General features: G+C 61.5%; 21 protein-coding genes and 1 pseudogene. 8 read left to right on the top strand and 14 right to left on the bottom strand.

What is annotated here, in order from left to right; genetic code table 11:
* Nucleotides 1–13: 13 nt before the first annotated feature.
* Together AB4Y44_RS23125 and AB4Y44_RS23120 are read right to left on the bottom strand one after the other, a co-directional pair.
* On the bottom strand, nucleotides 14–2,281 hold the full coding sequence (locus AB4Y44_RS23125) for an alpha/beta hydrolase domain-containing protein (protein ID WP_368700977.1): 2,268 nt from the start codon (nucleotides 2,279–2,281) through the stop codon (nucleotides 14–16).
* Nucleotides 2,282–2,567: 286 nt separating this feature from the next.
* Entirely contained in the window at nucleotides 2,568–2,873 is a 306-nt protein-coding gene (locus AB4Y44_RS23120) for a hypothetical protein (RefSeq protein ID WP_342924839.1), read from the bottom strand.
* A 297-nt stretch (nucleotides 2,874–3,170) separates the two neighbouring features.
* On the opposite strand from AB4Y44_RS23120, the gene AB4Y44_RS23115 reads away from it, so the two are divergent.
* Together AB4Y44_RS23115 and AB4Y44_RS23110 are read left to right on the top strand one after the other, a co-directional pair.
* A complete protein-coding gene (locus AB4Y44_RS23115; protein WP_342924838.1) occupies nucleotides 3,171–4,631 on the top strand; it encodes an amino acid permease in 1,461 nt (486 codons plus the stop codon).
* Between the two features lie 18 nt (nucleotides 4,632–4,649).
* The gene (locus tag AB4Y44_RS23110) at nucleotides 4,650–5,402 is read left to right on the top strand and encodes a hypothetical protein (protein WP_368700976.1); all 753 of its coding nucleotides are present in this window, start codon (nucleotides 4,650–4,652) and stop codon (nucleotides 5,400–5,402) included.
* Nucleotides 5,403–5,454: 52 nt separating this feature from the next.
* Here the strand turns inward: AB4Y44_RS23110 and AB4Y44_RS23105 are convergent.
* Both AB4Y44_RS23105 and AB4Y44_RS23100 read right to left on the bottom strand, forming a co-directional pair.
* Nucleotides 5,455–5,622: pseudogene (locus AB4Y44_RS23105) on the bottom strand (porin); the annotation flags it as partial.
* A gap of 457 nt (nucleotides 5,623–6,079) precedes the next feature.
* Nucleotides 6,080–6,985: a LysR family transcriptional regulator gene (locus AB4Y44_RS23100; RefSeq protein ID WP_368700975.1), complete on the bottom strand. Its 906-nt coding sequence runs from the start codon at nucleotides 6,983–6,985 to the stop codon at nucleotides 6,080–6,082.
* Between the two features lie 152 nt (nucleotides 6,986–7,137).
* On the opposite strand from AB4Y44_RS23100, the gene AB4Y44_RS23095 reads away from it, so the two are divergent.
* A complete protein-coding gene (locus AB4Y44_RS23095; protein WP_342925500.1) occupies nucleotides 7,138–7,557 on the top strand; it encodes an ester cyclase in 420 nt (139 codons plus the stop codon).
* 55 nt (nucleotides 7,558–7,612) lie between these two features.
* Entirely contained in the window at nucleotides 7,613–7,906 is a 294-nt protein-coding gene (locus tag AB4Y44_RS23090) for a hypothetical protein (RefSeq protein ID WP_368700974.1), read from the top strand.
* 105 nt (nucleotides 7,907–8,011) lie between these two features.
* Here AB4Y44_RS23090 and AB4Y44_RS23085 read toward each other — a convergent pair whose 3' ends face one another.
* Nucleotides 8,012–8,920 carry a LysR family transcriptional regulator gene (locus AB4Y44_RS23085; RefSeq protein ID WP_368701005.1) on the bottom strand — a complete coding sequence of 303 codons (909 nt, stop codon included), beginning with the start codon at nucleotides 8,918–8,920 and terminating at the stop codon, nucleotides 8,012–8,014.
* A gap of 259 nt (nucleotides 8,921–9,179) precedes the next feature.
* Between AB4Y44_RS23085 and AB4Y44_RS23080 the strand changes: the two genes are divergently transcribed.
* Nucleotides 9,180–9,596, top strand: coding sequence for a nuclear transport factor 2 family protein (locus tag AB4Y44_RS23080; protein ID WP_342922605.1), 417 nt, complete (start codon nucleotides 9,180–9,182; stop codon nucleotides 9,594–9,596).
* 110 nt (nucleotides 9,597–9,706) lie between these two features.
* Here AB4Y44_RS23080 and AB4Y44_RS23075 read toward each other — a convergent pair whose 3' ends face one another.
* Nucleotides 9,707–9,925 (bottom strand): hypothetical protein, encoded by a 219-nt coding sequence (locus AB4Y44_RS23075; protein WP_342922604.1) that lies wholly within the window; start codon nucleotides 9,923–9,925, stop codon nucleotides 9,707–9,709.
* 421 nt (nucleotides 9,926–10,346) lie between these two features.
* Here AB4Y44_RS23075 and AB4Y44_RS23070 point away from each other — a divergent pair, with 421 nt between their 5' ends.
* On the top strand, nucleotides 10,347–11,312 hold the full coding sequence (locus AB4Y44_RS23070) for a LysR family transcriptional regulator (RefSeq protein ID WP_342922603.1): 966 nt from the start codon (nucleotides 10,347–10,349) through the stop codon (nucleotides 11,310–11,312).
* Between the two features lie 34 nt (nucleotides 11,313–11,346).
* Here AB4Y44_RS23070 and AB4Y44_RS23065 read toward each other — a convergent pair whose 3' ends face one another.
* Both AB4Y44_RS23065 and AB4Y44_RS23060 read right to left on the bottom strand, forming a co-directional pair.
* Nucleotides 11,347–12,129: a substrate-binding domain-containing protein gene (locus AB4Y44_RS23065; RefSeq protein ID WP_342922602.1), complete on the bottom strand. Its 783-nt coding sequence runs from the start codon at nucleotides 12,127–12,129 to the stop codon at nucleotides 11,347–11,349.
* 42 nt (nucleotides 12,130–12,171) lie between these two features.
* A complete protein-coding gene (locus tag AB4Y44_RS23060) occupies nucleotides 12,172–13,467 on the bottom strand; it encodes an MFS transporter (protein ID WP_368700973.1) in 1,296 nt (431 codons plus the stop codon).
* Nucleotides 13,468–13,865: 398 nt separating this feature from the next.
* On the opposite strand from AB4Y44_RS23060, the gene AB4Y44_RS23055 reads away from it, so the two are divergent.
* Nucleotides 13,866–14,756 (top strand): GGDEF domain-containing protein, encoded by an 891-nt coding sequence (locus AB4Y44_RS23055; protein ID WP_368700972.1) that lies wholly within the window; start codon nucleotides 13,866–13,868, stop codon nucleotides 14,754–14,756.
* A gap of 120 nt (nucleotides 14,757–14,876) precedes the next feature.
* Here the strand turns inward: AB4Y44_RS23055 and AB4Y44_RS23050 are convergent, their stop codons facing one another.
* From AB4Y44_RS23050 to AB4Y44_RS23030, 5 genes are all read right to left on the bottom strand, one after another.
* Complete coding sequence (locus AB4Y44_RS23050; protein ID WP_368700971.1) at nucleotides 14,877–15,065, bottom strand: LuxR C-terminal-related transcriptional regulator; 189 nt, start codon at nucleotides 15,063–15,065, stop codon at nucleotides 14,877–14,879.
* 425 nt (nucleotides 15,066–15,490) lie between these two features.
* Nucleotides 15,491–16,162, bottom strand: a complete 672-nt coding sequence (locus AB4Y44_RS23045; protein ID WP_368700970.1) for a hypothetical protein — start codon at nucleotides 16,160–16,162, stop codon at nucleotides 15,491–15,493.
* Between the two features lie 531 nt (nucleotides 16,163–16,693).
* Nucleotides 16,694–18,358: a Na+/H+ antiporter gene (locus tag AB4Y44_RS23040; RefSeq protein WP_342922599.1), complete on the bottom strand. Its 1,665-nt coding sequence runs from the start codon at nucleotides 18,356–18,358 to the stop codon at nucleotides 16,694–16,696.
* Nucleotides 18,359–18,420: 62 nt separating this feature from the next.
* Nucleotides 18,421–18,654, bottom strand: a complete 234-nt coding sequence (locus tag AB4Y44_RS23035) for an ion channel (RefSeq protein WP_368701004.1) — start codon at nucleotides 18,652–18,654, stop codon at nucleotides 18,421–18,423.
* A 237-nt stretch (nucleotides 18,655–18,891) separates the two neighbouring features.
* Nucleotides 18,892–19,572, bottom strand: a complete 681-nt coding sequence (locus tag AB4Y44_RS23030) for a hypothetical protein (RefSeq protein WP_342922597.1) — start codon at nucleotides 19,570–19,572, stop codon at nucleotides 18,892–18,894.
* Between the two features lie 586 nt (nucleotides 19,573–20,158).
* Between AB4Y44_RS23030 and AB4Y44_RS23025 the strand changes: the two genes are divergently transcribed.
* Nucleotides 20,159–21,631: a transglycosylase SLT domain-containing protein gene (locus AB4Y44_RS23025; protein WP_368700969.1), complete on the top strand. Its 1,473-nt coding sequence runs from the start codon at nucleotides 20,159–20,161 to the stop codon at nucleotides 21,629–21,631.
* A gap of 210 nt (nucleotides 21,632–21,841) precedes the next feature.
* Here AB4Y44_RS23025 and AB4Y44_RS23020 read toward each other — a convergent pair whose 3' ends face one another.
* Nucleotides 21,842–23,758: a kelch repeat-containing protein gene (locus tag AB4Y44_RS23020; protein WP_368700968.1), complete on the bottom strand. Its 1,917-nt coding sequence runs from the start codon at nucleotides 23,756–23,758 to the stop codon at nucleotides 21,842–21,844.
* Nucleotides 23,759–23,929: the final 171 nt, after the last annotated feature.

The following is a 23,929-nucleotide window of genomic DNA, read 5'->3' as shown; positions in this document are numbered from 1 at the left end:
GCTTGTTCGCAGCTCAAGGATTCGGCAGCAGGGTCGGCGAAATCTGCGCTGCGTTGCTGATGAAGACGTTCGTCGCATCGTCCTGCAGCAAGTAGCCTTGCTTGACGAGTGCGTTCGCCGCCGCGGCAACCGCCGCCTGATAGCGCGATCGGCTGCCGCCATAGAGCGCGTTCAGCGTGGCTCGGCTATCGACGCCGCCTGACTGCGCGGACGCGTTCACCGCGAACGGAATCGCCGCGCCGTTGGAGATGCAGCCTTCACCGATCGCGTGGCCGGCACCGCGATAGTTCCACCCGGTGTAGGTCGCGAGCGGTACGCTCACATCCGGCACGAGTACGCCCGTGGTTTCGTTGCCGTTGGCGTCGACCTTGGGCACGAGAATCGTGTAGGGCTGCGCAGTGCTCACGACCGGCACGGCCTTGCTGTAGTCGGTCACGAAGACCTGATTGTATTCGCCGTTGAACGTGAGACTGAGCGCTGTCGGCGTCGCGGCGGGTCCGCTCGGCACGGTCACGCTCTCGAGATTAGGGAAGCCCGTCGCGGCTTGCGTCGGCGCGACCAGATTGCCCGATGCAACGGTCGGATATTGCGAGGCGGGCGGCTCCGTGCCCTTGCCGGCCCACGCGACCATCGCGGGAATCAATGCGCGCTCGACGGGCGTTTCTTCCACGGGCGAGCCCGGCAACTGACACAGACTGCCTGTCGCTGGCACCGTGAAGTTGCCCGTGGTCACGCCGCTGCCGCCGCCGTGCTGCGTGCCCGGTACGAGGTAGTAACGTACATTCGGCGGCAAGTGGATGTCGTTGCCCCGTCCATCGGTGACGACCAGCGAAGCGGCCCCGCCCCACCATTCGAATGCGCCGTCGAGTTGCATGATCTTCGGACACGTACCGGAGGCCTCGCAACGCTTAAGCAGGCCATCGGTCGCGCCGCTGACCGGATCGGTCGTAACCGCGTACGTGAAGGGGAACTGGAAACCCGGCATGAAGTGGTCTTCATGCTGTTTCGACCACCGTCCCGGCTGTGCGAACGCAGCGTTGGTCCACGTGCGGCGTGCAGCGGAAATGATCGGAAATAGTCCGTCGAAAACGATCCTTCCGTGCTTGTCCTCGTTGAACCCCTGATAGAGAAAGTCCTTGATGAAGCGGCCCGACTGCGAAATGCCTTCCCCGATCGCGACGTCGAAGTTCGTATCCCGGGAGCACTTCGACGCTGCACACGCCGCATCCTTCAGATCGTTGAGCGGATTCTGAACGCCACGCGCATCGGCCCTGTCGTAGCGCAGCCAGGAGACGAGATCGCGCAGCGCCGCAAAGCCAATGCCGTCGATGGTCGGCGCCGCAGCCTTGTAGACGAAGCTGTAAATCGTCCCGGCATCGGGCGCGACGGTCCTGCCGTTGGGACCCGGCACCGACGCGGGCGGCGTGAACTTGACCGAGTAATTCCCTTCATAGACGTTGTTCGGCGTGCTGATATAGCTCCACGCCGTCACCTTGGTCGAAGGCGCCGTATAGGTTTGCACGCCGCCCGGAATGCTGCCGTAGGCCGATAGCCACGATTGCCGCGCGGTGAAGGTCACGCTGCCCGTATCGTTGAGATCGGCGGGCGGGTACGTGAGCGGAATCGTCGTCGGGTCGCCTCCCGCATAGTCGGGAATGAACTCTTCGCGCGATAGCGCAGTCATCGGCGAACCGTCCTTGTTGGTGGCCACGGGGAACCTCGTGCCGACCAGCCCGGTACCGGCAAGCGTACTCGTACCGTTGAGCGGAATGTCGCCCTGCCAGCCGCTCCAGAGAATCGTATAGCCATGGCGCAGCAACGAAGGAAATGTGGACGGCGGGGGTGCCCCGGTATCGAGCGCACCTCCGCCAATGAACGACCCGTCGGCGAGCTTGTTGCCGCGATTCACGACGTCGTAGAAGAGCACGCGCGTGGCATTCGCCGCGCTTTGCGGACGCAGGATCACGACATCGGTCCAATAGTCGACGTAGCCATCGACGCCGACCGGCGCGTTCCTGATGTTGACAATGCCCGCGTTGAGCGGAGAGCGCGGATCGAGGGCGCCGTGCACGACGGCGGTGATGACCTCGTATGGCCCAGCCGCGCCGGCAGGCGTCGCACCGCCAAACGCCGGTTCGGCAGCAATAATCTGAAAGCTCTTGATGAAGCCCGCGCCCCGCTGGCCAGGTTGCGGGCCGTGCGGATCGCTGTGGGCGATTCCGCCGACGAACATACCACTCGCACCGACAATCAGTAGCATTCCTATATTTTGAGTCTTCATCGTAGAATCTCCTAACCGTGGCGAACATGGCGGAAGCGGAGTCTCGCGCCGTGTCCCTTGAAGAACGGCGAACCCGAGAGAGGCAAGGCTTTCACGCGAATTGGCCAGCATTGCGCATGCGTGCTGGACCGACACGCGTGAGTAGGCGTGGCGGAAGTCGAATGCTTACGATTGGCCGAAATCGTTTGATATATCTTGCGCGGCCTTGTGTATTTATAATTCGCGCAAAGACGATTCCAACTGTCGTTTACGCGTACGCTGGAGGCGCTCGCGCAGGCATCACAGGTCAGCGTTTCGCGATATCGTCGCCGTGCGAGTCCTTATAGACGACCTCGACGTCGACGGTCCGGCCGTCGTCGCCGAACTCGCGCGCCTGCCTGCGCAGCGCGCGGATCTTCCACCAGAGATAGCCGACGACAATTGCGCCCACGCCGAACAGCACGGCAAGCAGCACCAGCGACAGCATCGCTGCCACCACCAGCACGATTGTGCTCACGACGACGGCCGCAAGCCGGCCAAACCATCCGTATTCGCCGATCCGGATCCCTTTCTCGAATGTCGCGCGCCGCGGCGACGGTTTGTCGTTGTCCATTCCACTTCTCCTGGCTGCCGTCCGGCTGAGCTGCCCGCGCGAGCGTGGACTTTGCCAGGACGGCGAACCATCGATGATGCCGACGAATCCTGCGATACGCGTGGCGCATAGTCCGGATCCCACATCTTGCAGATGCACATGAAGCGTTCCGAAACATCTTTGTCCACGCAAGCCGGTCGTCGCTGTTCGGTTAACTGAAAACTTACCCTTCGCCCACTCGCGCCTGTGTCTATTCTAAAGAAGTAAAGCAAGCCGAATCGAGTCGTTTCCAGTCACAGTCGAATGGGACAACCTATCATGGCTGACACGAGCTACACGGCGCGCAAGTCCGTCGCCGACATAGTGGGAAGCGCCGAAGCCGAAGGCGGCCGCGCACTGTCGAAGACCCTGGGGGCGCCCAGCATCACGGCGATGGGCATCGGCGCCATTATCGGCGCGGGTATCTTTGTCCTTACCGGCACGGCGGCGGCACAATTTGCCGGACCGGGCATCATCCTCTCCTTCGTGCTGGGCGGCATTGCGTGCGCGTTTGTCGGCCTGTGCTACTCCGAACTGGCCGCCATGCTCCCCGTATGCGGCAGCACCTACACGTATACTTATGCGACGCTCGGCGAAGTGTTTGCGTGGATCATCGGCTGGGACCTGATTCTCGAGTACGCCATGGGTGCCGCGACGGTCGCCGTCGGCTGGTCAGGTTATATCGTCAGCCTGCTGCGCAATGTCGGAATCAATATCCCGCCTACGCTAGCTGCCGCACCCGGCACGACGGTCCAGCTGCCTGACGGTTCGACTGTTGCGGGCATCATCAATCTCCCCGCCGTGCTGATCATCGCGATTCTGACGACGATGCTGGTGCTCGGCACGCGCGAGTCGGCACGCGTCAACAACGTGATGGTCGTCATCAAGCTGACGGTCGTGGCGACCTTCATCGTCATCGGCGCATTCTTCGTGCATCCCGCCAACTGGCATCCCTTCGTTCCGCCCAACACCGGTGCGTTCGGCAGCTTCGGGGCGAGCGGCATTCTGCGTGGCTCCGCAGTCGTGTTCTTTGCGTTCATCGGCTTCGATGCGGTATCGACCGCCGCGCAGGAGGCGAAACGGCCACAGCGCGACATGCCGATCGGAATCCTCGGCTCGCTCGTCATCTGCACCTTGCTCTATATTCTCGTGGCCGCCGTGCTCACCGGACTCGTTCCATACGCACAGCTGAACGTACCCGATCCGATCGCCAAAGGCGTAGACGCCATTGGTTTCACCTGGTTCTCCATACTGATCAAGATCGGCGCGCTCACCGGGCTCACCACCGTGATACTCGTGCTGCTCTACGGGCAGAGCCGGATCTTCTTCACGATGTCGGAGGACAGACTGCTTCCCCACCTGTTCTCCACCGTCCATCCGCGCCTGCACACACCGCATCGAAGCCAGATCATGATCGGCACGGTCGTCGCCATCGTGGCAGCCCTCACGCCGATCGGCGTACTAGGCGAGATGGTCAGCATCGGTACGCTGTTTGCGTTCGTGCTCGTGTGCGGCGCCGTCATGTACCTGCGGCGCAGCGACTCCGACGCGAGCCGTCCATTCCGTGCGCCCGGCGTGCCGATCGTCCCCATTCTCGGAATCGCGTTTTGCGTGCTGCTGATGGTGGGACTGCCGCTCATCACCTGGGTACGGCTGATCGTCTGGCTGCTCATCGGCATGCTGATCTACATGTCGTATGGCCGGCATCATTCGCGATTGCGTCATCCGGAGCGTGAATGAAGGAAGCGGTGAGAAACCATGAACGCTCAGCAGGCGTGTTTCGTTCGCCCGGCGCGAGCTGCCGTGTGCGCGGTTTCACTCGCAATGCTGGCCGATTGCGGCGGAAGCGCATGCATTGGCCTCAACGGCTGCGGCGGCACAATCGTGACGCCGAACGTCACCATCTCCGGCACGGCCGCGACCGGCACAGCGATCGCCAGCGCGACGGTCAACCTCAGTTGCGCTCAGGGCTCGGGATCCACCCTGTCCGACGGCGGTGGACACTACGCGATCACGTTCAATGCCACGCCTTCCTGCATCCTCAGCGTAAGTTCCGGCGGCGTGAGCCTGCATTCGGTGGCGTTTGCCGCGGGCACCTTCAATACGACGCCGGAGACCGAGCTGATGCTCGTCTACCTCGCTGCACAACTCGGCACGAGCGAGAGTGGTTTGATAGCGGGCTTCCCGACCAACTCGCAGTACCAGCAGGTACTGGGTAACCCGTCCGACGTGCAGGCAGCGCAATCCGCAGTCGTCACGAATCTGCAGCAGCACTACGCGGTCACGCTGACGGTGCCGGCATTTTTAACGACATCCTTTACGGTTGGCCAGCCAGGCGTCGATAGCGATCTAGGCACGCTGGCGGCGGCAGGAGCGATCGACGCGAATGGCATGCCCGATCCCGCCGCCGTCTCGCTGCTGTCCGCGGCGGGCGCCGCGCATCCGCTTACCGCGACGTCCGCCCCCACTTCCGGCGCTGGCGGTACTGGCAGTGGCAGCGGAACGATGTGACGTGGACCTGCCAACGTCCGAATGGCGTCGGACCGCCGCGCCCAAAGGCAGGTTAGAACCGCGTGCGGAAGCCCACCGTTGCCACGACGTGATTCCCCGTTGACGATGCGCCGCCGGCGGTGTCGATGAACGCGACGTACTGGTGACCCGAAACGTGCTGGTACATCGCTTCGGCGTAGGCGTCCGTGCGCCTGGAGAACATGTACACCTGTTCACATGACTGAATTCGCAGCTACGAGTCGGCGACCGCACGCGCGATTTTCCGTTCTGGTTTGCGCCATTGGCTGACGAGAAGCAGCACGATGAGCACGGCAAACTGGAATATCCCTAGCTCAGATCCTCTTCATACCGTTTTGTCTCCGTTGAGTCATATCCATGTGCACATCGCTCTTTGCAGGCAATGCGCAACCAGACTACGAGCCGCTTTGGCCCGTTTTTTTGTTCCGCATCTTACGCGCGCCTCGCTCACCCTTTGCATGACGCCGCGCGTGCGCGGCGCTTTTTTGCATGCTTTTATCGGTGCTTTCCCCCGTCGATTCATGTGCCTCTTTCCACATCGATTCGAACGGTCGTTTGCTTGACGCCATGCTAGCAGCGTAACGGCCAGATCAGGCGATATCCCCGCTGCTCAAGCGCCCGGCGGGCCAGAGCTTCAATTGATCGAAACATTGATTCTTTCAAACAGGCTTGTTCACCGACGCGGTCTCTTCGTCCGATGTCACGGACGACCCTGTCGTCAACACCTCGATGAACATGGAAACCAGCGGCTCCACGATGAACTGAGTCGCGGGATCCTCGCCGATGACCGCAACTTCGGATGCGGGTAACGCCGGCCATTGCGCGGATACAGGCAGAACTTTCATACCGCTTTGCAGGAAGGATCTGCCCAGTACCGTGACGCCCAATCCTCCGGCAACCGCGGCCTGCACGCCGATCAAATTGCTGGCCGTGCATGCCACCGTCCATGCGCGGCGCGCGGCGTCCAGCGTGTCGGTCATTACTTCGCGATAGGCGCACGGTGGCGGCATCATGATGAGGCGCGCTGGCCGCGACGCGTCGTTTCGGTAGCCTTTCGCGGCGAGCCAGACCAGGGGTTCGCGCCAGATCACCCGCCCGCGATGAGCCGAGCCCTCGCGCTTGCGTCTTGCAAACACCACGTCGAGAAGCCCCGCTTGCTGGCTTTCAATGAGCCCGTTGCTCGACCCCGTGGTCAGCTCGAGTTGAACCGACGGGAAGCGCTCGGTGAAGCGCGCGAGAATGAGCGGCAATTGAGATTGCACCAGGTTTTCGGATACGCCCAGTCGCAAGCGCGTCGGCTGCACGGGTTCTCGCAACTCGCGCATGAAGTCGTCGTACTGCGCGAGAAGACGGCGCCCGGCGGCGAGCACGCGCTCGCCTTCGTGGGTCAGTTTGAGCGAGCGACTGGTGCGCTCGAATACACGCATATTCAATGCGTCTTCGAGCCGCAACACCTTCTGGCTCACCGCGGATTGCGAACGCCCGACGACACAGGCGGCTGCGGTGAAGCTGCCTGACTCCGCTACCGCGACGAACGCACGTAGCAAATCCAGATCGAGAGTCATACCTTTATTTATTCGAATATCAACTAGATGGTATTGATATTAGTCGTTTGTCTTCTTGTTCGCAACGCCGCACAATGCGTCCTCGCACCTGATATTCAGGTGGTTCGAAGATCCCGCAATGCATCAAGGTCATAGCTTTAGGGGGTGTAAAGATGGACAAGCGGAACTCAATCGAGGTTGTCGATAATTTTTGGCGGCAGGTTTGGCAGTCGCGCAACCCCGACGCCGTGGACGAACTGGTTGCCGAAGACTTCGGCATCACGTCGGGTGGCGTGCTGATCAGTTCACGCGCCGAATTCAAGAAGTGGGTGGCAGCGTTCCTCGCGAGCATCGACGACTTTGGATTCGAGGTCATCGAGACGTTTCAGAATGCAACCGGTGACCGGGTCGTCAGCCGCTGGCGTGTAACCGGGAAAAATAATGGCTTCATGGGATCCGATCCGTGCGGGTCGCCGATCGAAATGACTGGCACTGCGATTCTGCATGTCCGCGACGACGGTCTGCTCCAGCACAACTGGGTGGAGCGAAGTGCACTCGAAGTGCACAGGAGCCTGAAGCGACCGAATTGCTAGCATGCCCCTGTCTAACACGTGTCTGTGCACCTGCGCAGACAGATGACGGCGGCAAATGAATGAAACACTCGCTCCTTCGCGAACCGCAATCCTGCGCAAGCGCACGGTAGTCGGCCTTGATCCTGCGTTTTCGAAACAGGTATCGCCAGCTCTTACCGACATCATCACCAATTCCCGATTTTCCGGCATCGGCATGGTGATCGTCCCTGCAGCGCACCAGCGCGGGCGGGAGGTCGGTGAACTCTGGCGTGGCCAAGCTTTCATGCACCGGAATGTGAAGCACCTCGCGACTAGTAGGATAGGCCTTCCCGTCACAACAGCGGGAATACGTCGTCACGACGTTCAATAGGTTCAGGCACATCCAGGCTGCTCGTCGTCACATCAACTTCCCCCAGCAATTCAGCGCGGACGAACGTGAGTTGCGTACCCGTCCGGGAAAGCGGGGGAAGGCCAGTCACCACTTCCAAGTGACTAGATGCTTGCCAAAATTGGCACGCACAAAATCCACGAAGACGCGCACCTTTGGCGTCATTTTTCGATTGCTGGGCCACACCACGTGAATAGTGTTGGAGTCCGACACATAGGTGTCCAGCACAGTTTTCAGGCGTCCATCTGCGACCGCGTTCTTGACAGAAAAGTCAGGCACGCATGCGATCCCGCGCCCCGCCAACGCGAAATAAAGCATGACGTCCAGGCTGTTGCACACCATCGTCAAAGGCAGCGACGAGCCAGCGGCTGTGAATGGGGAATGCCGCAGCGGCCATTGATAGAGTTTTCCAGTAGGTGTCCAGCGATAGTGCAGACATGCATGATTCAAGAGGTCGTCGGGCTTCGTGGGGGTCCCCATTCTTTCCAGATACGCTGGTGCCGCCACCAGACAGGCGCGCCAGGGACCCAGCGGGCGAGACACCAGGCGCGAATCTCGAAGCTTGCTCCCGCGAATGACTACGTCGAACCCTTCATCGATTACATCGACCAGTCGATCAGTGAAATCAAGATCGAGTTCAATCTCGGGATGGCGCTCCATGAACGCTGAAAGCACGGGCAGTGGTAGCCCCGCCGAAAGTGCCAGCCCCACCCTTAGCCTCCCTCGCGGGTGTTGTGCCATTGCGCTGAGCTCATCTTCCGCAGCCTGAACCTCCCCGAAGATTCGTCTGCACCTTTCCAGGAACACCTCGCCTTCGGACGTAAGACGGACGCTCCTCGTGCTGCGTTGAAAGAGCCGCACGCCAACGCGCTCTTCAAGTCGGGAAATGCTTTTGCTGATGGCTGATGCTGAGACCCCGAGACTTCGCCCCGCTGCGGCAAAGCTCCGGGTCTGCGCAGTCTGGACAAAGACCTCTAGCCCTCCCAAGGCGCTCAAACTCTCCACGATGGACTCCCTGATGTTTCACTAGTGACATTTTTGTCATGGTGGATATGAACGCTACCCCTGTTAATGATGCTGAGTCAATCGCATTACTATGGACTTGAAAGGCGGTTCGCCTCCCCGTAGGAGGTATCGTCCGCGCTTTCCTAGCTGCTGGCGCATCTGTGTGGACCAAGCGAACGCCACAGGCACCAGAGTTTCGGCAACTGAACGCGCTGAGCCGGCGCGCCGGTTCTATCAGGAGAGAATCCTTATGGCCACCACTGAACATCTCGACGCCTACCTCAAAGCCATGGGCAGACGCGACGTCGAAGGGACCAAGGTCCATCTGGCAGATAACGTCGTCCTACGCAGCCCAATCGCTCCCGCCCCCTTCGAAGGGAGGGAAAGTGTGGCAAACGTGCTCACCCAGCTTCTTGACGTGGTGGACGCCTTCGAGCCGAAGCTTCTCCTGCGTGACGGGCCTGACTTTGTTGCCGTTTTCACGATCAGGCTCGGTGACGACGTGATCGATGGCATGGATCATATGCATCTAGACGATGCGGGCCTCGTTGATAGCATGACCGTGGCATGGCGCCCGCTTCCGGCGGTGGTCGCAGTCCAGCAGAAGCTTGCGCCCAAATTGGGCGGTAAGGCGATGATGCTGGTTCCCGTAGATCAATCACTCTGAAGTTCGACTGAAAGGGACATCGCTTCGCCAGCTCCAACGCTTCGCCACGTTTTATCAGGGTGATGCCCTGCGCGAGGCGCCGTGGCGCGGGAACTCGCTGGACTGACCGCCTAAAGTCGTACGGCGTCTGAGCGCGTGGACGCCCGGTTGCGTCCCGCGAGCAGCCAGATCAGCGCGGCGACCGCCAGCGCGAGGCAACCGGCGACGCCCAGCGCCGCGGCGAACCCTGTGGCGAAGCCGGCCGGAGCGATCGATGCCATCTCCAGACGGACATCGGGGGCGACACGCGCAAGCGCGTGGCCGAGATCGCCCGCGAGCAAATTCGACATGAACTGCGGATCGACACATGCGCTCGCGGATCCGTGACATGTCACCAATCCCTGTCGTTTTGAAGCGCGAATGCCTACCCAATGACGAGTCGAGACCGCCCAATACAAGCAATCCCTGTCGCCTTGACACGCGGACAACGTCCGAGCCTACGCTGATGCCAGTGGACCTGGACGCTCGCGCCGGGATGACCGACGAGTGGTGGCTGTTCAGGGTCCCCTACTACCCCCCACGTCGGACCGTCGGCCACAAAGAGACAACTGCCTCCCGAACATGAATGCCGGCCGATTGTGCGAAACCCGTCCGTCACACTCATGCCAGTGGCACCCCATCAAAGGCCTGCGGATACGAGCATCATTTGGCTGAAGGGGATCTCTGCTGAATCATGCAAAATAGCCGGCATCCAGGATGAGGAGGCCGGTCGTGGGCGTTAACTTTGACTTGAATGACTTGCAGGCGTTTCGCGCAGTGGTGGAGATGGGAAGCTTCCGAAAGGCCGCTGAGGCGGTGAGCATATCCCAGCCAGCGTTGAGCAGGCGGATCGACAAGCTCGAGGAAGCGCTCGGCGTGCGTCTCTTTGAGCGCACTACGCGCAGCGTCACGCTCACTACCGTCGGCCGCGTGTTCGCCCAAAGCGCAGAACAACTGCTCGATGATCTTGACGTCGCGCTGCTCGGCATTCGCGATGTTTCATCGAGCCACCTGGGTCATGTGACTATCGCGTGCGTGCCTTCGGTGGCGTATTACTTTCTGCCGAGCGTTATCGCGAGCTATCATCGCCGCTTTCCACGCATCCGGGTCAAGCTCCTCGATTCGAGCGCTAACGAGGTGCTTGGCGCCGTCATCAGCGGCGAGGCTGATTTCGGCGTGAGCTTCATGGGCAGTCAAGAGTCCGAGATCGAGTTCAAAGTCCTGCTGCAGGAGCGGTTTGTTGCTGCCTGCCGGCGCGATCATCCCCTCGCACGCAAGAAGCGCGTGACCTGGGACGAACTCTACGAACACGACTACGTCTCGGTCGACAAGACTTCCGGTAACCGCCTGCTGCTCGACCAGGCGCTCACTGCCGTGGCGCCGCGAGCGCCGAGCGTTTGCGAAACGCGGCACGTCACGACGATGCTCGGGCTGGTTGAAGCGGGGCTCGGTGTCGCCGCGGTGCCGTCGATGGCCTTGCCCGGACATGACCACCCAATCCTCACGAGCGTGCCGCTCGTCGAACCGGTGGTGAAACGACGCGTGGGAATCGTAAGACGGCGCGGACGGCCGCTCACACCGGCCGCACAGGAGTTTCACCGGACGATCATCGAGACGAAGCGCGCCAGCGTCGCACGCGGTGATGCCGTGGGCAACAGCGCGACGACGACGAAAACAAGAAGGAAGACCGCATCGTGAGGTTGGCTGAGACAGGCCTTCCCATGGCTCTGCCTCAATCGGCGGAGACGGAATCGAGCCCGGTCGATCTCACTTCGGGTTGCACATCGGGCGATGCGAGATAGTCGAGGAGCGCCTTCGCTTCCTTCGGATGCTGCGCGCCCACGGGGATGCCGCCGGCGAAACGCGTGACGGACTGCAGAGACTCGGGAATCTTGCCAACGAACGTGGCACCTTGGACGGGCAGCAGTTCGCTCACCTGCTGGAAGCCGATTTCGTAATCGCCGTTCGCCACCACCGACGCCACGGGAATGCGCGGAATCATCTTCGCCTTCGACCTGACCTGAGCTACGATGCCGAGCTTCCTGAACAACTCTCGCTCGATATAGACGCCGCTCGCGCTGTCCGAGTAGGCAATCGACTTTGCATGCAGCAACGTCTGCCTGAGGCCTTCGGCAGAGCCGATGTCGGGCTTCGCCGCACCTTCACGCACGACCATGCCGATGCGCGAATCGGCCAGGTCGACCCGCGAACCGGGGATGACCTTGCCTTGCTTGATCAGCTCGTCAAGTGCGTAGCCGACCATGATGACGACGTCCGCAGGCTCGCCACGCTCGAGCCTGTTGGGGATCGCTTCAGGCGATTTGCCCATCGACGGGCCGAGCGCGGTGTCGAGTGTGTTGCCCGTCTGGGAAGCGAACCTTGGGCCGAGCACCTTGTACGCGGCGGTAAAGCCGCCCGAGCTCATGACGTGCAGGTCGGCAGCCTGCACGTTCGCCGCAGCGGCCGAGATTGCGACGAGCGCTGCCGCGCAAAGCTTCAGAAGCAGATTTCTCATGGTTGTGGTCGTGCAGGTTGCGATGGGTGCGGGGGAAGCGCATCAGTGCGTCGGCGTCAGTGTCAATGCGCGGCGGCGATAGAGCGCGAACGTCGCCAAAAGGGCGCACGCTGCGGCGAGGCTCATCCAGTAGCCGGGTGCGGCCTTGTCGCCGGTCATATGAATGAGCGCCGTCGAGATCGCCGGCGTGAAGCCTCCGAACACGGCCGTAGCGAGGCTATAGGCGAGCGAGAAGCCAGCAACGCGTACCTGCACCGGCATCACTTCCGTGAGCGCGACGACCATCGCGCCATTATAGATTCCGTACATGAACGAGAGCCAAAGGAGGACGAGCAGCATGTTCACGAAGCTCGGCGCGTGAGCGAGCAGCGACAATGCCGGGTAAGCAGTCGCGATGGCGAGCACCGTCATGCCGACGAGGAGCGGCCGGCGGCCGATCTTGTCGGAGAGCGCCCCGCCGATCGGTAGCCACACGAAGTTCGACACGCCGACACACAGCGTCACGAGCAGACTGTCGGCAGTGCTCAGGTGCAGGACCGCCTTGCCGAAAGTCGGCGCGTAGACCGTGATGAGATAGAAGCTCGTGGTGGTCATCGCCACCAGCATCATGCCAGCGACGACGACAGCCCAGTTCTGGACCAGCGTGCCGAATACTTCCTTCATGCCCGGACGATGCTGGCGCGCCTTGAACTCCTGCGTTTCCTCCAGATTGCGACGAAGCATGAAGATAAACGGCACGATCATGCAGCCGACGAAGAACGGTACGCGCCAGCCCCATGCGGCGATGGCCGGTGCGCTCAGCCATTGGTTGAGCGCGAAGCCGAGACCCGCAGCGACGACGATCGCTACTTGCTGGCTTGCGGACTGCCAGCTCGTGAAGAAGCCTTTGCGGCCGGGCGTGGCCATCTCGGCGAGATAAACCGACACGCCGCCCAGCTCGGCGCCCGCCGAGAAGCCCTGTAGCAGCCGCCCGAGCAGCACGAGCGCGGGAGCGAGAAGTCCGATCGTCGCATAGCCCGGTACGAACGCGATCAGGATGGTGCCGCTCGCCATGATGGACAGCGTGACGATGAGGCCCTTGCGGCGGCCGACGTCGTCGATGTACGCGCCAAGCACGATCGCGCCCAGCGGCCGCATCAGGAAGCCTGCACCGAAGACCGCGAACGTCATCATCAACGAGGCGAACTCGCTCTTGGCGGGAAAGAAAACGTTGGATATCTGCGTGGCGTAGAAGCCGAACAGGAAGAAGTCGAACTGCTCCAGGAAATTCCCGGCTGTTACGCGGAAAACCGCGGTGACCTTTGAATGTCTGGTCGAAAGGTTAGACGACGGGTGCATCGAGGTGTCTCCTGAATTCCGGAACATACGCGGCGTTCCGGTCGATCGTGGCTTTGGCAATGTTCGCCCGGAGCCGGCAAAACGATAAGTGCAAATTTCGGAACGATTGATGTTCTGTCGTTATCAATCGAGGTTTGCCGACATCACCGAGCGTCGCAGCGCGAGCACGCGGCGGCGGCCGTCAAAGGCCTCTCGTCACACCACGAAGTGGCATTGGCAAACGGCTGTGCGCGTGTCCATATTGCGTCCGCGGTCCAGGTGGCAGCGCTCGCATCTTGACAAACGATCGAATGCTTTACCGGGAGTCGGCTTTGGAGCGCACATGGGACACCCGAGGGAAGGCGCTGAACGGCGGTGGCGGGTCGAACTGAGCCGGACGTGTCGGACCGGGTTCGGCCATGAACGGACGTTCTCGTGCGACGGCCGGCCCCACGCCGATGACCCGTTTTTCGCGTTCCCCGCTGGACGGCACGCAGCAGTTCGCGGACAAGGGGCAACTGTTTGTCGCCCCCACTGCGTGGACCGCGACCCACGCGGTCAACGCCAACGAGGCGGTCGCGATGCTCACGCGCGATGGACCCCGACATATGCTGCTGGACAGCACGCGACTCCCCGTCGACATACAAGCCGACGCATCCGACGCGCTCCTGATATCACTCGTCGACGTCAGTCATCAACAACAGCAACTCACGCAGTTACGCACCGAAGCCGAAGTGGACGCGCTCACGGGGCTGGCAAACCGCCGCAGCTTCGTCAGGGCCGCTGCACACGCGGTTGGCGACGCCCAGGACCGGCACAGTCCGCTCTCGCTGCTGGCACTGGATCTGGACCACTTCAAGCGTGTCAACGACACGTACGGTCACGCAGCCAGCGATTGCGTGCTGAAGTTGGTGGCACGCGTCCTCGAAGGCGCATTGCGCGAGCATGATCTGGCAGCGCGCTTCGGAGGCGAGGAATTTGCCGTTATACTGCCCAACACCACAGCAGAGCAAGCGCAGATAGTTGCCGAACGCATTCGCGCCGCCATCCAGAATACGCCGATTGTCGTGGAGGCTGGACAGACCATCTCGCAGACCGTGAGTATTGGCATCGCTTCATATCGTAAGGGCGAAGCTGACCTCGTGGGCGCACAAGAGCGCGCCGATGTTGCGCTCTATGCCGCCAAGAGCGCGGGACGCAACTGTGTCCGTCTCGCTACGCTGCTTTCCCCGGAGACCACGGAATCAAAACCACTGGCTCCATCAGGTCCTGGGAATCAGCTACCCGCGACAGGCAAAGAAAGTTCGTGAAGCACGTCAGCACTTCGACCGCATCCAGCAAGAATTGACTGCTCGGCGAGACGCTGTTCAGCTTGAGCTATCACTCAGGCTACTGCAACGCACGAAGCTGGACCAGCGCTCACCGGATGTTCAAGCCTGACGTTGGCGCTGTACGTGGTTCCTGTGCGTCTGCGAGAGAACGAGGGGATCCGGAAGTTCAAAGCCCGCATTTGTGACGAGACTGACAAGTTCGGCCAGTGTCCTGGTTTCCATTTTCTGCATCATGCGCCCCCGATGAATCTTGATTGTCTTTTCGGCGGCACCGAGGACCTCGGCCACGAGTAAAAGCCCCGGCGCTATCGAACGCGTGCACGATGTAGCCGCTCGACCGCAACAGACGGTTCAGGGCGTTCCGCACGTGCTCGTCGTCGTCGACGATAAACACATTGGGTGGTGGAACGTACGTGGTGGTAGGTGCATGCCGGTCCTTAGCCATCCCGATACCCGTGCAAACGTGGGGGGTGGTGCAGAACCCGGAATTCACAATTCTAATACTCGGCTGCAAGATACCTTGCAGACATGTCGTTCGTCCATGGCGAGCACCCAGGAGCCGGCTCGTGCATCGCGACAGACACGCGTCCCTCCTGACACAGCGCGCCACGTGGGAAGTTTGTTATCAAAGACAGGCCGACCACGTGAGGGAAGGATGGCCGAAACTCATGCAGGCCTCTCCCGGATGATGACTCTGGCCGCAGCACGATGCTTCATCCGTGGCGGACGAATGCATCCATGGCACGCAGCACCACCAGATCCGCGTTCGGCCAACAGGAAGGCAGGCCGGCGCCAACTGCAGCGCTCCCGTCAACCCGAACCGCAAGCGCGAAAATGCGCGCCGGACGACTGCTTGGGCAACGCGGGGTGCGTCGTGCGACAAACACCTCCTGACTGGCCAGCATTTCCCGCAAGGCGCGCCGCACTTCGCGCTGCCCAGCGTCGAGTTGCTGTGCCATCTGCATCGCAGTCAGTTCCTTACCGTCGGCCAGCAGGCCAGAGATTGCGCTCGCCAGCGCCGTCGAGTCGCTGCGCGTCACCGGAGCACGGGATCGTTGCCGGGGACAACCGGCCAGCGGTCGCGACGACGTCAGCAGGGCCCATTCAGCCAGATGCGGCTTGATGTGCTTTGAATTGCCATCCGCTGCGTGCGCGCGTCCATTGGGCGCGCCGCTCATACGGGCGACCTGGCAGCGCTGGTCGATGTCCATACGGCAGAACGGGCTGGAGAATATCTGATGCAGATGTGCTACGTGAAAACTCTTATGAAGCACCCGTCTGACCGCTTCACAGTCGTCAAAGATGCCGCTGTCCGCAAGCTCGAATGCTTTTTGTCGAATGACCTCACGACATTCGATCGGATTGACAGCATCGTTTGTCTTCATCTCACCTCCCTCTGACCGCGAGCCCTGCTCTTTCCAGCCGGCATCCGGGCGCGCATCGCAACCGCGACGATCTGGCAGTGCACAAACGGAAAGGCGAAGCGGGCGGAAAGCGTTTTCAGGAACGCGGTCGATCTGATTTTCAGCGCGCTGACAGGAAAATTCCGGCGCCATTGCTCAGGTTACGCGCCCGCAGTCGGGGGTGATATCGGACTTTCGTCCGATAGATCTGCTGAAGCCACGAAACTACTTGCAGGCACGAATAGTTGCAAATGAACCATTCCCGCCGGTCGCTCCAGAATGCCATCTGCCTGCGAGGCCATGCCAAAACTCCAGGAAGGCACGTGACACTGCCAACGCATCGCCTGAGTGCCTGGAGCAGCTATCTGACGCGCGTGGTATGCCTGTACATAACGAGTGGAACTGTCCCGGTGACGACCGGGCAAGCGTGATTAGTCGGTCGGGCCACGAGCAACAGTCGCCGCATGTTTCCCGTCGGCCGAAGCGCGTTCGAAAGCCGACCAATCTGTTCCGTTACGTAGCCGCCGGTTCGCGGGTGGTCAGCGCCGTCTCCGAAAGATCCACTTCCCGCATCAGCTTGCTCAGCGTCTCGTCATTGATCTCGTGCGTGCTGCGCAGCTCGAGCAGCGCCCCGCGCTCCGCGCGCATTGCCGCAAGGCTGATCTGAATTTCCAGTGCTTCCGCCCGGCGCACTTCGTCGGCGGATATCCTGTCATGGGAGAGTGTGGCGAGCCTCCGACGGTAGAGGTCCATCACGCGCGCAATCGCATCCGCAGCGAAGGCGGTTGCCGACTCGTCGACATTCCCTGCGACGGTCCGATGAATGTCGTCGATGGCGCGTATTGCCGCTTGCGCGGCGACCTTGCGCGCGTGCATTTCTTCAGCCGCATGTTCATCGTGCCCGTCGCGTACGCCGTATAGCAACTGCGGCAGTGCGAACACTGCGACCAGTAACGATGTCAGGATCACACCCGACGCGATAAAGATCACCACGTCACGTCCAGGCAACGCCTCACCGCTGGATAACGCAACCGGTATCGACAATACGCCCGCGAGCGTCAGCGCGCCGCGCACTCCAGCGACAGTCATGATCGTCACCGTACGGAGCCCCGGCACTGCATTGATCATTCCGTGCCTGGCCGCACCGAGGCTTGCAAACCAGCGTAGCAGCCAGACCCATACGAAGCGCATCGCATAAAGCGCGAAGGTGACTGCCGCGACGTAGCCGATCAGCCGCCACACGTCACCATTACCCGTCTCGTGAGCGTCGAGCAGTGCACGACCGATGATGTGCGGGAACTGCAGTCCCAGCAGGATGAACACCATTCCGTTGAAGACGAATTCGACCATTGTCCACGTGCTGTTCGCCCTCACCCGTGCCGATACCGTGCCGGCGCCGGCGAGGGTCATGTAGTTCAACATCATCCCTGCCGCGACCGCTGCGAGAATACCTGAGCAATGAAAATGTTCGGCGAACAGATAGGCTGCAAACGGGATCAGCAGCGTCAATACAACGCCGGGCGCCGGGTCGCCCTCACGTGTAACGCTGCGCAGGCGCCGTATCACGAGACTGAACACCCAGCTCACTCCGGCGCCCATTACAAGGCCGCCTGCGGCGATGATCACGAAGCTGATCGACGCTTCGCGCAGCGAGAACATGCCAGTCAGCGCGGCAGCGATCGCGAATTTGAGCGCGACGAGACCCGAGGCGTCATTCATCAGCGCTTCGCCCTCGAGAATATGCATGAGATGCGACGGAATGCGGTTTTTGCCGGCAATCCCGGCCAGCGCGACGGCGTCGGTCGGAGACAGCACGGCTGCGAGCGCAAACGCGATGGGGAGCGAAACTGTCGGCACGAGCGCATGCACGAAGTAGCCGACCACGAGCACCGTCATGAACACCAGGCCAAACGCAAGCAGCAGGATCGACCGGCGCCGCATGAAGAACTCGCGCTTTGGTGTACGCCATCCGTCCGCGAAGAGTAACGGCGGGATGAAGAGCAGCAGAAACAGTTGGGGGTCGAAGGTGACGTATAGACCGAACTTTGGCCAGGCAAGCAGTGCACCGATTGCGATCTGGACGAGCGGCAATGGCAACAGGCCATGCAGAAGGCGTACGACGACGCCCGATACGGCGACCGCGAGCAGCAGGATTAAAACGGTGAAGACGATTTCCATCGGGGTCGTCAACCGTGAGAATTCGAGCCGGGACTAACTCTTTACCAGCAGCGGCAACTGACCTAGCGCCGTGTGCCAGCTCTTTGTATCGCCTCATCGACACCGCGGAGCGCCGCAGCAGCAACGGAACCCACCAACAGTATGCCCAGCACCCCCAGCGACCCTGAGACGATATGGCCAACGCTTGTGGTGGGCACGATGCCACTGTAACCGATCGTGATCGCCCTCATCGCGCAAAGATAGAGGGCTTCCCCAAAAGGAGCATGGCAATCCGCTTGCCGACTCGACCGGGCCACCGAAGTGGTACATGACGACGGCAAGCGCGAAGTAAAGCGCAAACAGAAATGCGATCGGGGCACGAAGCTGCCAAAGGGCCTTGGGAAATTCTGCCACGACACAGCGAGCAAGCAGCGTAGTGTGCGCGGAATTGCTGGCGTTCTTCATGACGCTAAACCTCCCACAATATTGCAGGTCGCCCTGCTGGGACCCCACTCGCACCTGGAAAGTGGTCCGGCGGGGTGTAGAAGGGTCGGTTAGCCACCCAGTTTGATGATCGCCATCGTAAGCAGAATGCCAAGCGCAATCATTACTGCGCCTGCCTTCATCGCCCCTGCGCCGGTGTAGCGCCCAAGAGCAAAGCCGGCGACGAAAAGCATCGCGAGTGTGAGCACGCGCGAGGCGATGAGTGCCGTTGTCACATCCCTGAAAACGAGAAACGGCACCGCGACCGGGAAGGTTCCTAGAACAACAAGCACAAAGATGCCCATCGCGCCGACGAAATCAGCACTCACAAAATTTGCCCGCGGTGGCAGCGTCAACGCGGCCGCCAGACGCGCGCGGATCCGCTCGAGGTCGGCATCCTCGACGAGCGGCTCCAGCTTTTCCGGCAATGCATCGCGCAACACCCGCACGGCGGCCGCCTGGTCCTGCTCCTGTTTCACAGTCAATGCGAGTTTCAGGCGCTGCCCTCGATCAGCGAGCGTGCGTACGAGATACATCACGGCGTCGGCAAGGCCCCACGCAAGGTTGCATCCGAGCGCGGCGAAGAACATCTTGTACCCCTCGTCTTCGCCCGCGGTGACAGCCTTGACGGCGCCGACGAACGTCAGGGCCATGAACAGACCAAAACATATTTCGCAGACGCGATCAACCGTATTGAGAATTGGTTCGCGACGTTCGGGTTCGGCGCGTCCGGCCGGGGTGATCGTGCTCATGTGGCCTCGCCTCCAGGTAGACAACGAGACTTCGCGTTAGCTGCCAACGTGGACTGCTGGTACGAGCAGTATATGAAAGAGACGACAGTTCGATACCCTTATTTAATGCGAAAGCGCTGGAAAATGCCCTGCACCTGCCGGATTCGGCACAACCGCCTGTGCCATGCCCGAGTGAACGTTTGCAAGCAAATCACGGACGCAAGATCTGCCGCATTAAGTGCATGCGCTGGATTCTGGCCTGCGCCCGTACCATAATTAATTTGGGATCACGTTGACGAAAACCAGACGGAAACTCCTCCTGTGGCCACCATATGGTTCCTTGCGGCGTCACTACCGCAGGGACTCGTGATCAACCACGCTCGGTCCGATAGACTCCTGCGCCGCATGGTTGTGCGCTGACGTGGACAGGGTTCCTCCGGTTTCCGGAGCGCCATTCCGTCCGAACAGTGGTTCCAGATCGCAGCGCAACGGTGCCGATGACGTGCGCGCCGCTGACAGGCATGCGCACCTCGCGTTCGGGCGGCGCGTTGGCGAGGTGTGACGCGGTATTTCGTTGTGTAGGGGGCTCGCGGTGCGACCCGGTTCCTTGACTCAACTCCTTGCTGGACTGCTATGCACGTTTGCCCTGAGCGGGACGCCCGGTGCCGAGCCGCCTGCCGCACCGCCGCGTGTAATTCCTCCTGCCGCGAGGCAACTGAGCCTGACCAACAAACCCTGGCGCGGCGACTTTGACGCGATGCTGGAGCGTCACTGGATCCGCGTGCTGGTGCCTTATAGCCGAACACTCTATTTCATCGACAAGGGCCACGAGCATGGACTGACGGCCGAGCTTGTGCGCGATTTCGAGCGCTATGTCAACGACACCTACCCCGACCGTCTCGACAAGCGCCCGCTCACCGTGGTCCTGATCCCTACCACACGCGATCGGCTGCTACCGGACCTGAACGCTGGCCTGGGTGACATCGCGGCAGGCAACCTCACGGTGACCGACGAGCGGCAAAAGCTGGTCGATTTCGTGGCTTCAATCGAGGGTCCCGATGTGCGCGAGGTGGTGGTAACTGGACCAAAGTCCCCCGTGCTCGCCACGGTGGATGACCTCGCCGGCAAGACGGTGCACGTGCGGCGCTCGTCGAGCTATTACGAGAGCCTGAGCGCACTAGACAGGCAGTTCCGTGCAAGCCGCAGGCCGCCGATCAAGCTGGTACTGCTGCCCGATGCGCTCGAAGACGAGGACGCGCTAGAAATGCTCAACGCGGGCCTGCTGCAAATCCTCGTGGTCGACAACTGGAAGGCCGATATGTGGGCGCAGGTACTGCCGGACATCAAGGTGCATGATGACCTCGCCTTGCGAACGGAAGGTAAAACCGGTTGGGCGATCCGCAAGAACAGCCCGCAGTTGCGGGACGCCATTGCCGGATTCGACAGGAACTATGTCGACCTGCGCAGCGTTGCGGAATACCGGCTCGAGCAGTACATGCGCCGCTTCAAGCAGATCTCCAACAGCTCCAGGGCAGCCGAGTTGAAGCGTTTTGAGCAAACCCTGGCGATTTTCCGGCAATACGGCAACCAGTACAGGTTCGATCCGCTGATGCTGGCTGCGCAGGGTTATCAGGAGTCCAGGCTCGACCAGCGTGCGCGCAGTCCCGTCGGGGCAATTGGCATCATGCAAATCACGCCCGCCACCGGCAAGCAGATGGACGTGGGGAATATCAGGGTGGCGGAGTCCAATATCCATGCGGGTACGAAGTACATGGATCATTTGATGACCCGCTACTTCCCGGACGCCCGTTTCAGCGAGGATGACCGGACTCTGTTCGCCTTCGCGAGCTACAACGCGGGGCCGGCCAATATTGCCAGAATGCGCAAGGAGGCGGCAAAGCGCGGACTCGATCCCAACAAGTGGTTCAACAATGTGGAGATCGTCGTCGCTGAGAAGATCGGCATGGAAACGACCACGTACGTTCGCAACATCTACAAGTATTACACCTCATACCGCCTCATCACCCAGGCCGAGGCCATGCGCGCCAGGGCGATGGCGAAGGCGCGGCAGCAAGGCTAACGGCCTTCTGGTACCGCGTCAAAGCCCCCATGGCCGACAGTTCCCCGCTGACTGCGTTCACCCGCGAACATACTTTCTCGTGCACCTGGCACAGTCCCAGGAAAGACAGCTTCACGCGCTCCTGGTCGCCTGCCGTTGCGGTGGGGCAAGCACCCGCTCAGAAGTGCCATTTGCGTCACCCACATCATTATTTCGAATGGGATCCCCGCCTTAGTGGAACAGCTCAGCTGTAGCCAGAATGCCGCGACCGATGCCTCCCGCAACAAGTACACTGCCATCGGGCAGGAGGGTGGCCGTATGCTGCTCGCGCGCACGGCTCATGCTGGCCGTCAGCGCCCAGGTACCCGTAGCGGGATCGTATAGCTCGTCCGAATAGAGAGCACTTCCGGAAACCAGACCGCCGACGGCGAGCACCCGGCCGTTGGGCAGCAATGTGGCGGTCAGGTAGTCGCGCGCATGGTTCAGGCTACCCGTGGGTGACCAGGTCCCTGTGGCCGGATCGTACCGTTCGACTGACGACAGCTCGGCGTTTCCGTCCGTTCCCGCTATTGCCAGCACCGTTCCGTCAGGTAGCAACGCCGCAGCGAAGTTGATGCGTACCTGACTGAGGCCCCCCGTCGCCGACCACGTGCCCGTCGCCGGATTGTAGAGTTCCGCCGAAGACTGGGCGCCTGAATCGCTCGCGCCACCTACGATGAGGACGAGGCCATTGGCCAGCAGCGTGGCGGTATGGGAAAAGCGCGCCTGCGCCATGCTGCCTGTTGGCGACCAGCTTCCCGTGGTCGGGTTGTACAGTTCGGCCGAGGCCAGGGCTCCTGCCTTGCCCTCGCCACCTGCTACAAGCACCAGGCCGTTGGGCAGCAGCGTAGCGGTATGTGCATCGCGCGCGTCGTTCATGCTGCCGGTCGCAGACCAGCTACCCCTGGACGGATCGTACAACTCCGCCGTCGACTGCTCACTGCCCGCGCCTGTTTTGAATCCACCCGCTACAAGCACGCGGCCGTCGCTTAGCAGCGTCGCCGAATGGGATTGCCGTCCCTGGGTCAGGCTGCCGGTCGCTGTCCAGGTGTTGGAGGCCGGATTGTATAGCTCGGTAGAGGCAGTGACCTGCTTTCTTTGTCCTCCAGCAACGAGCACCTGGCCATTGGGCAGCAGCGTGGCGGTGTGCTGGAAACGCGCCTGATTCATCGAGTCAGCAGGCATCCACTCGCCTGTCACCGGATCGTCGACGCCGATGACGATCTGCGCCGTGACGCTGCCGGCGCTATTGCTTCCCGTAATGGTATAAGTCGTCGGTGGCTGTGCCGTGGTCGGCGTACCGCTGATCGCGCCTGTCTGGGCATTGAGGCTCAACCCGGGTGGTAGTGCGGGCGACACCGAGAAGAAGGTGATCTCATCACCGGTGGACAGCGGCTCGTCATATGAGACCGGCTGGCCAACCACGTAGACGGGCTCCAGATCCCGGTAGCTGAGGCTTGTCGGCGGCTGGGTCTGGGCGTGCACCTCGATCGTGAGCTGCACCTCGACAGAATCGACGCTGTTGCTGCCGGTTATCGTGTAGACGGTCGGTGGGCTTGACGCCGAGGGTGTGCCAGAAATGACGCCCGTCTGCGGGTCGAAGGAGAGCCCCGCGGGCAGGCCAGGCGAGATACTGTACTGGGTGATTTCTCCGCCGGTGGCGATCGGTGTATCGGGAATGATCGGCGTGTTGGCCGTGAAGATCACGGACGTGTCCAGATAGTTCAGAGTTTCCGGTGCAACGGCTTCGGGCTTGACCTCGATTTCGACCCGCACGGATTCGCTGCCTGCTGGATCGTCGGCTGTGATCGTGTAGACCGTGTCCGGGGAGATGCCGCCTGGCGTGCCGGTGATCGCGCAGGTCTGCGGATCGATCGAGAGCCCCGCAGGCAGCGGCGGTGACACGCTGCATTGCGTGATGGTTCCTCCGCCGCTGCTGAAGGTATCGGGAACGATTTCAGCGCCTTGCGCGTACACAACCGCTACATCGCGTTCGGTCAGCCCGGCCGGCGCCACCGACGCCGTGCCGTTGTCACCTCCACCGTGGCAACCCGCAACCAGCGTAACGACGAGCAAAAGCAGGCCCCTCATGACTCGCAAGGTACCCATAGCTCCGACCCTCGTTCAGTTTTATTAGCATAGGACGTCCGGTGAAAAAGGTCAGCCCAATGAGTTGCGAGCGCATCAGGGCCTGCCCGGCCTCTCCCCGCCTCCTCATACGTTCTCTCGTCAAAGCCCGCCGCTGCACCTCGCGTGCGTCAGGTAAACCCCGCATGGCAA

It is taken from the genome of Paraburkholderia sp. BR10937 (assembly GCF_040965695.1).
GTDB lineage: Bacteria > Pseudomonadota > Gammaproteobacteria > Burkholderiales > Burkholderiaceae > Paraburkholderia.
Note: the sequence above shows the minus strand (reverse complement) of the source record. Positions and strands in the feature narration are given on the sequence as shown.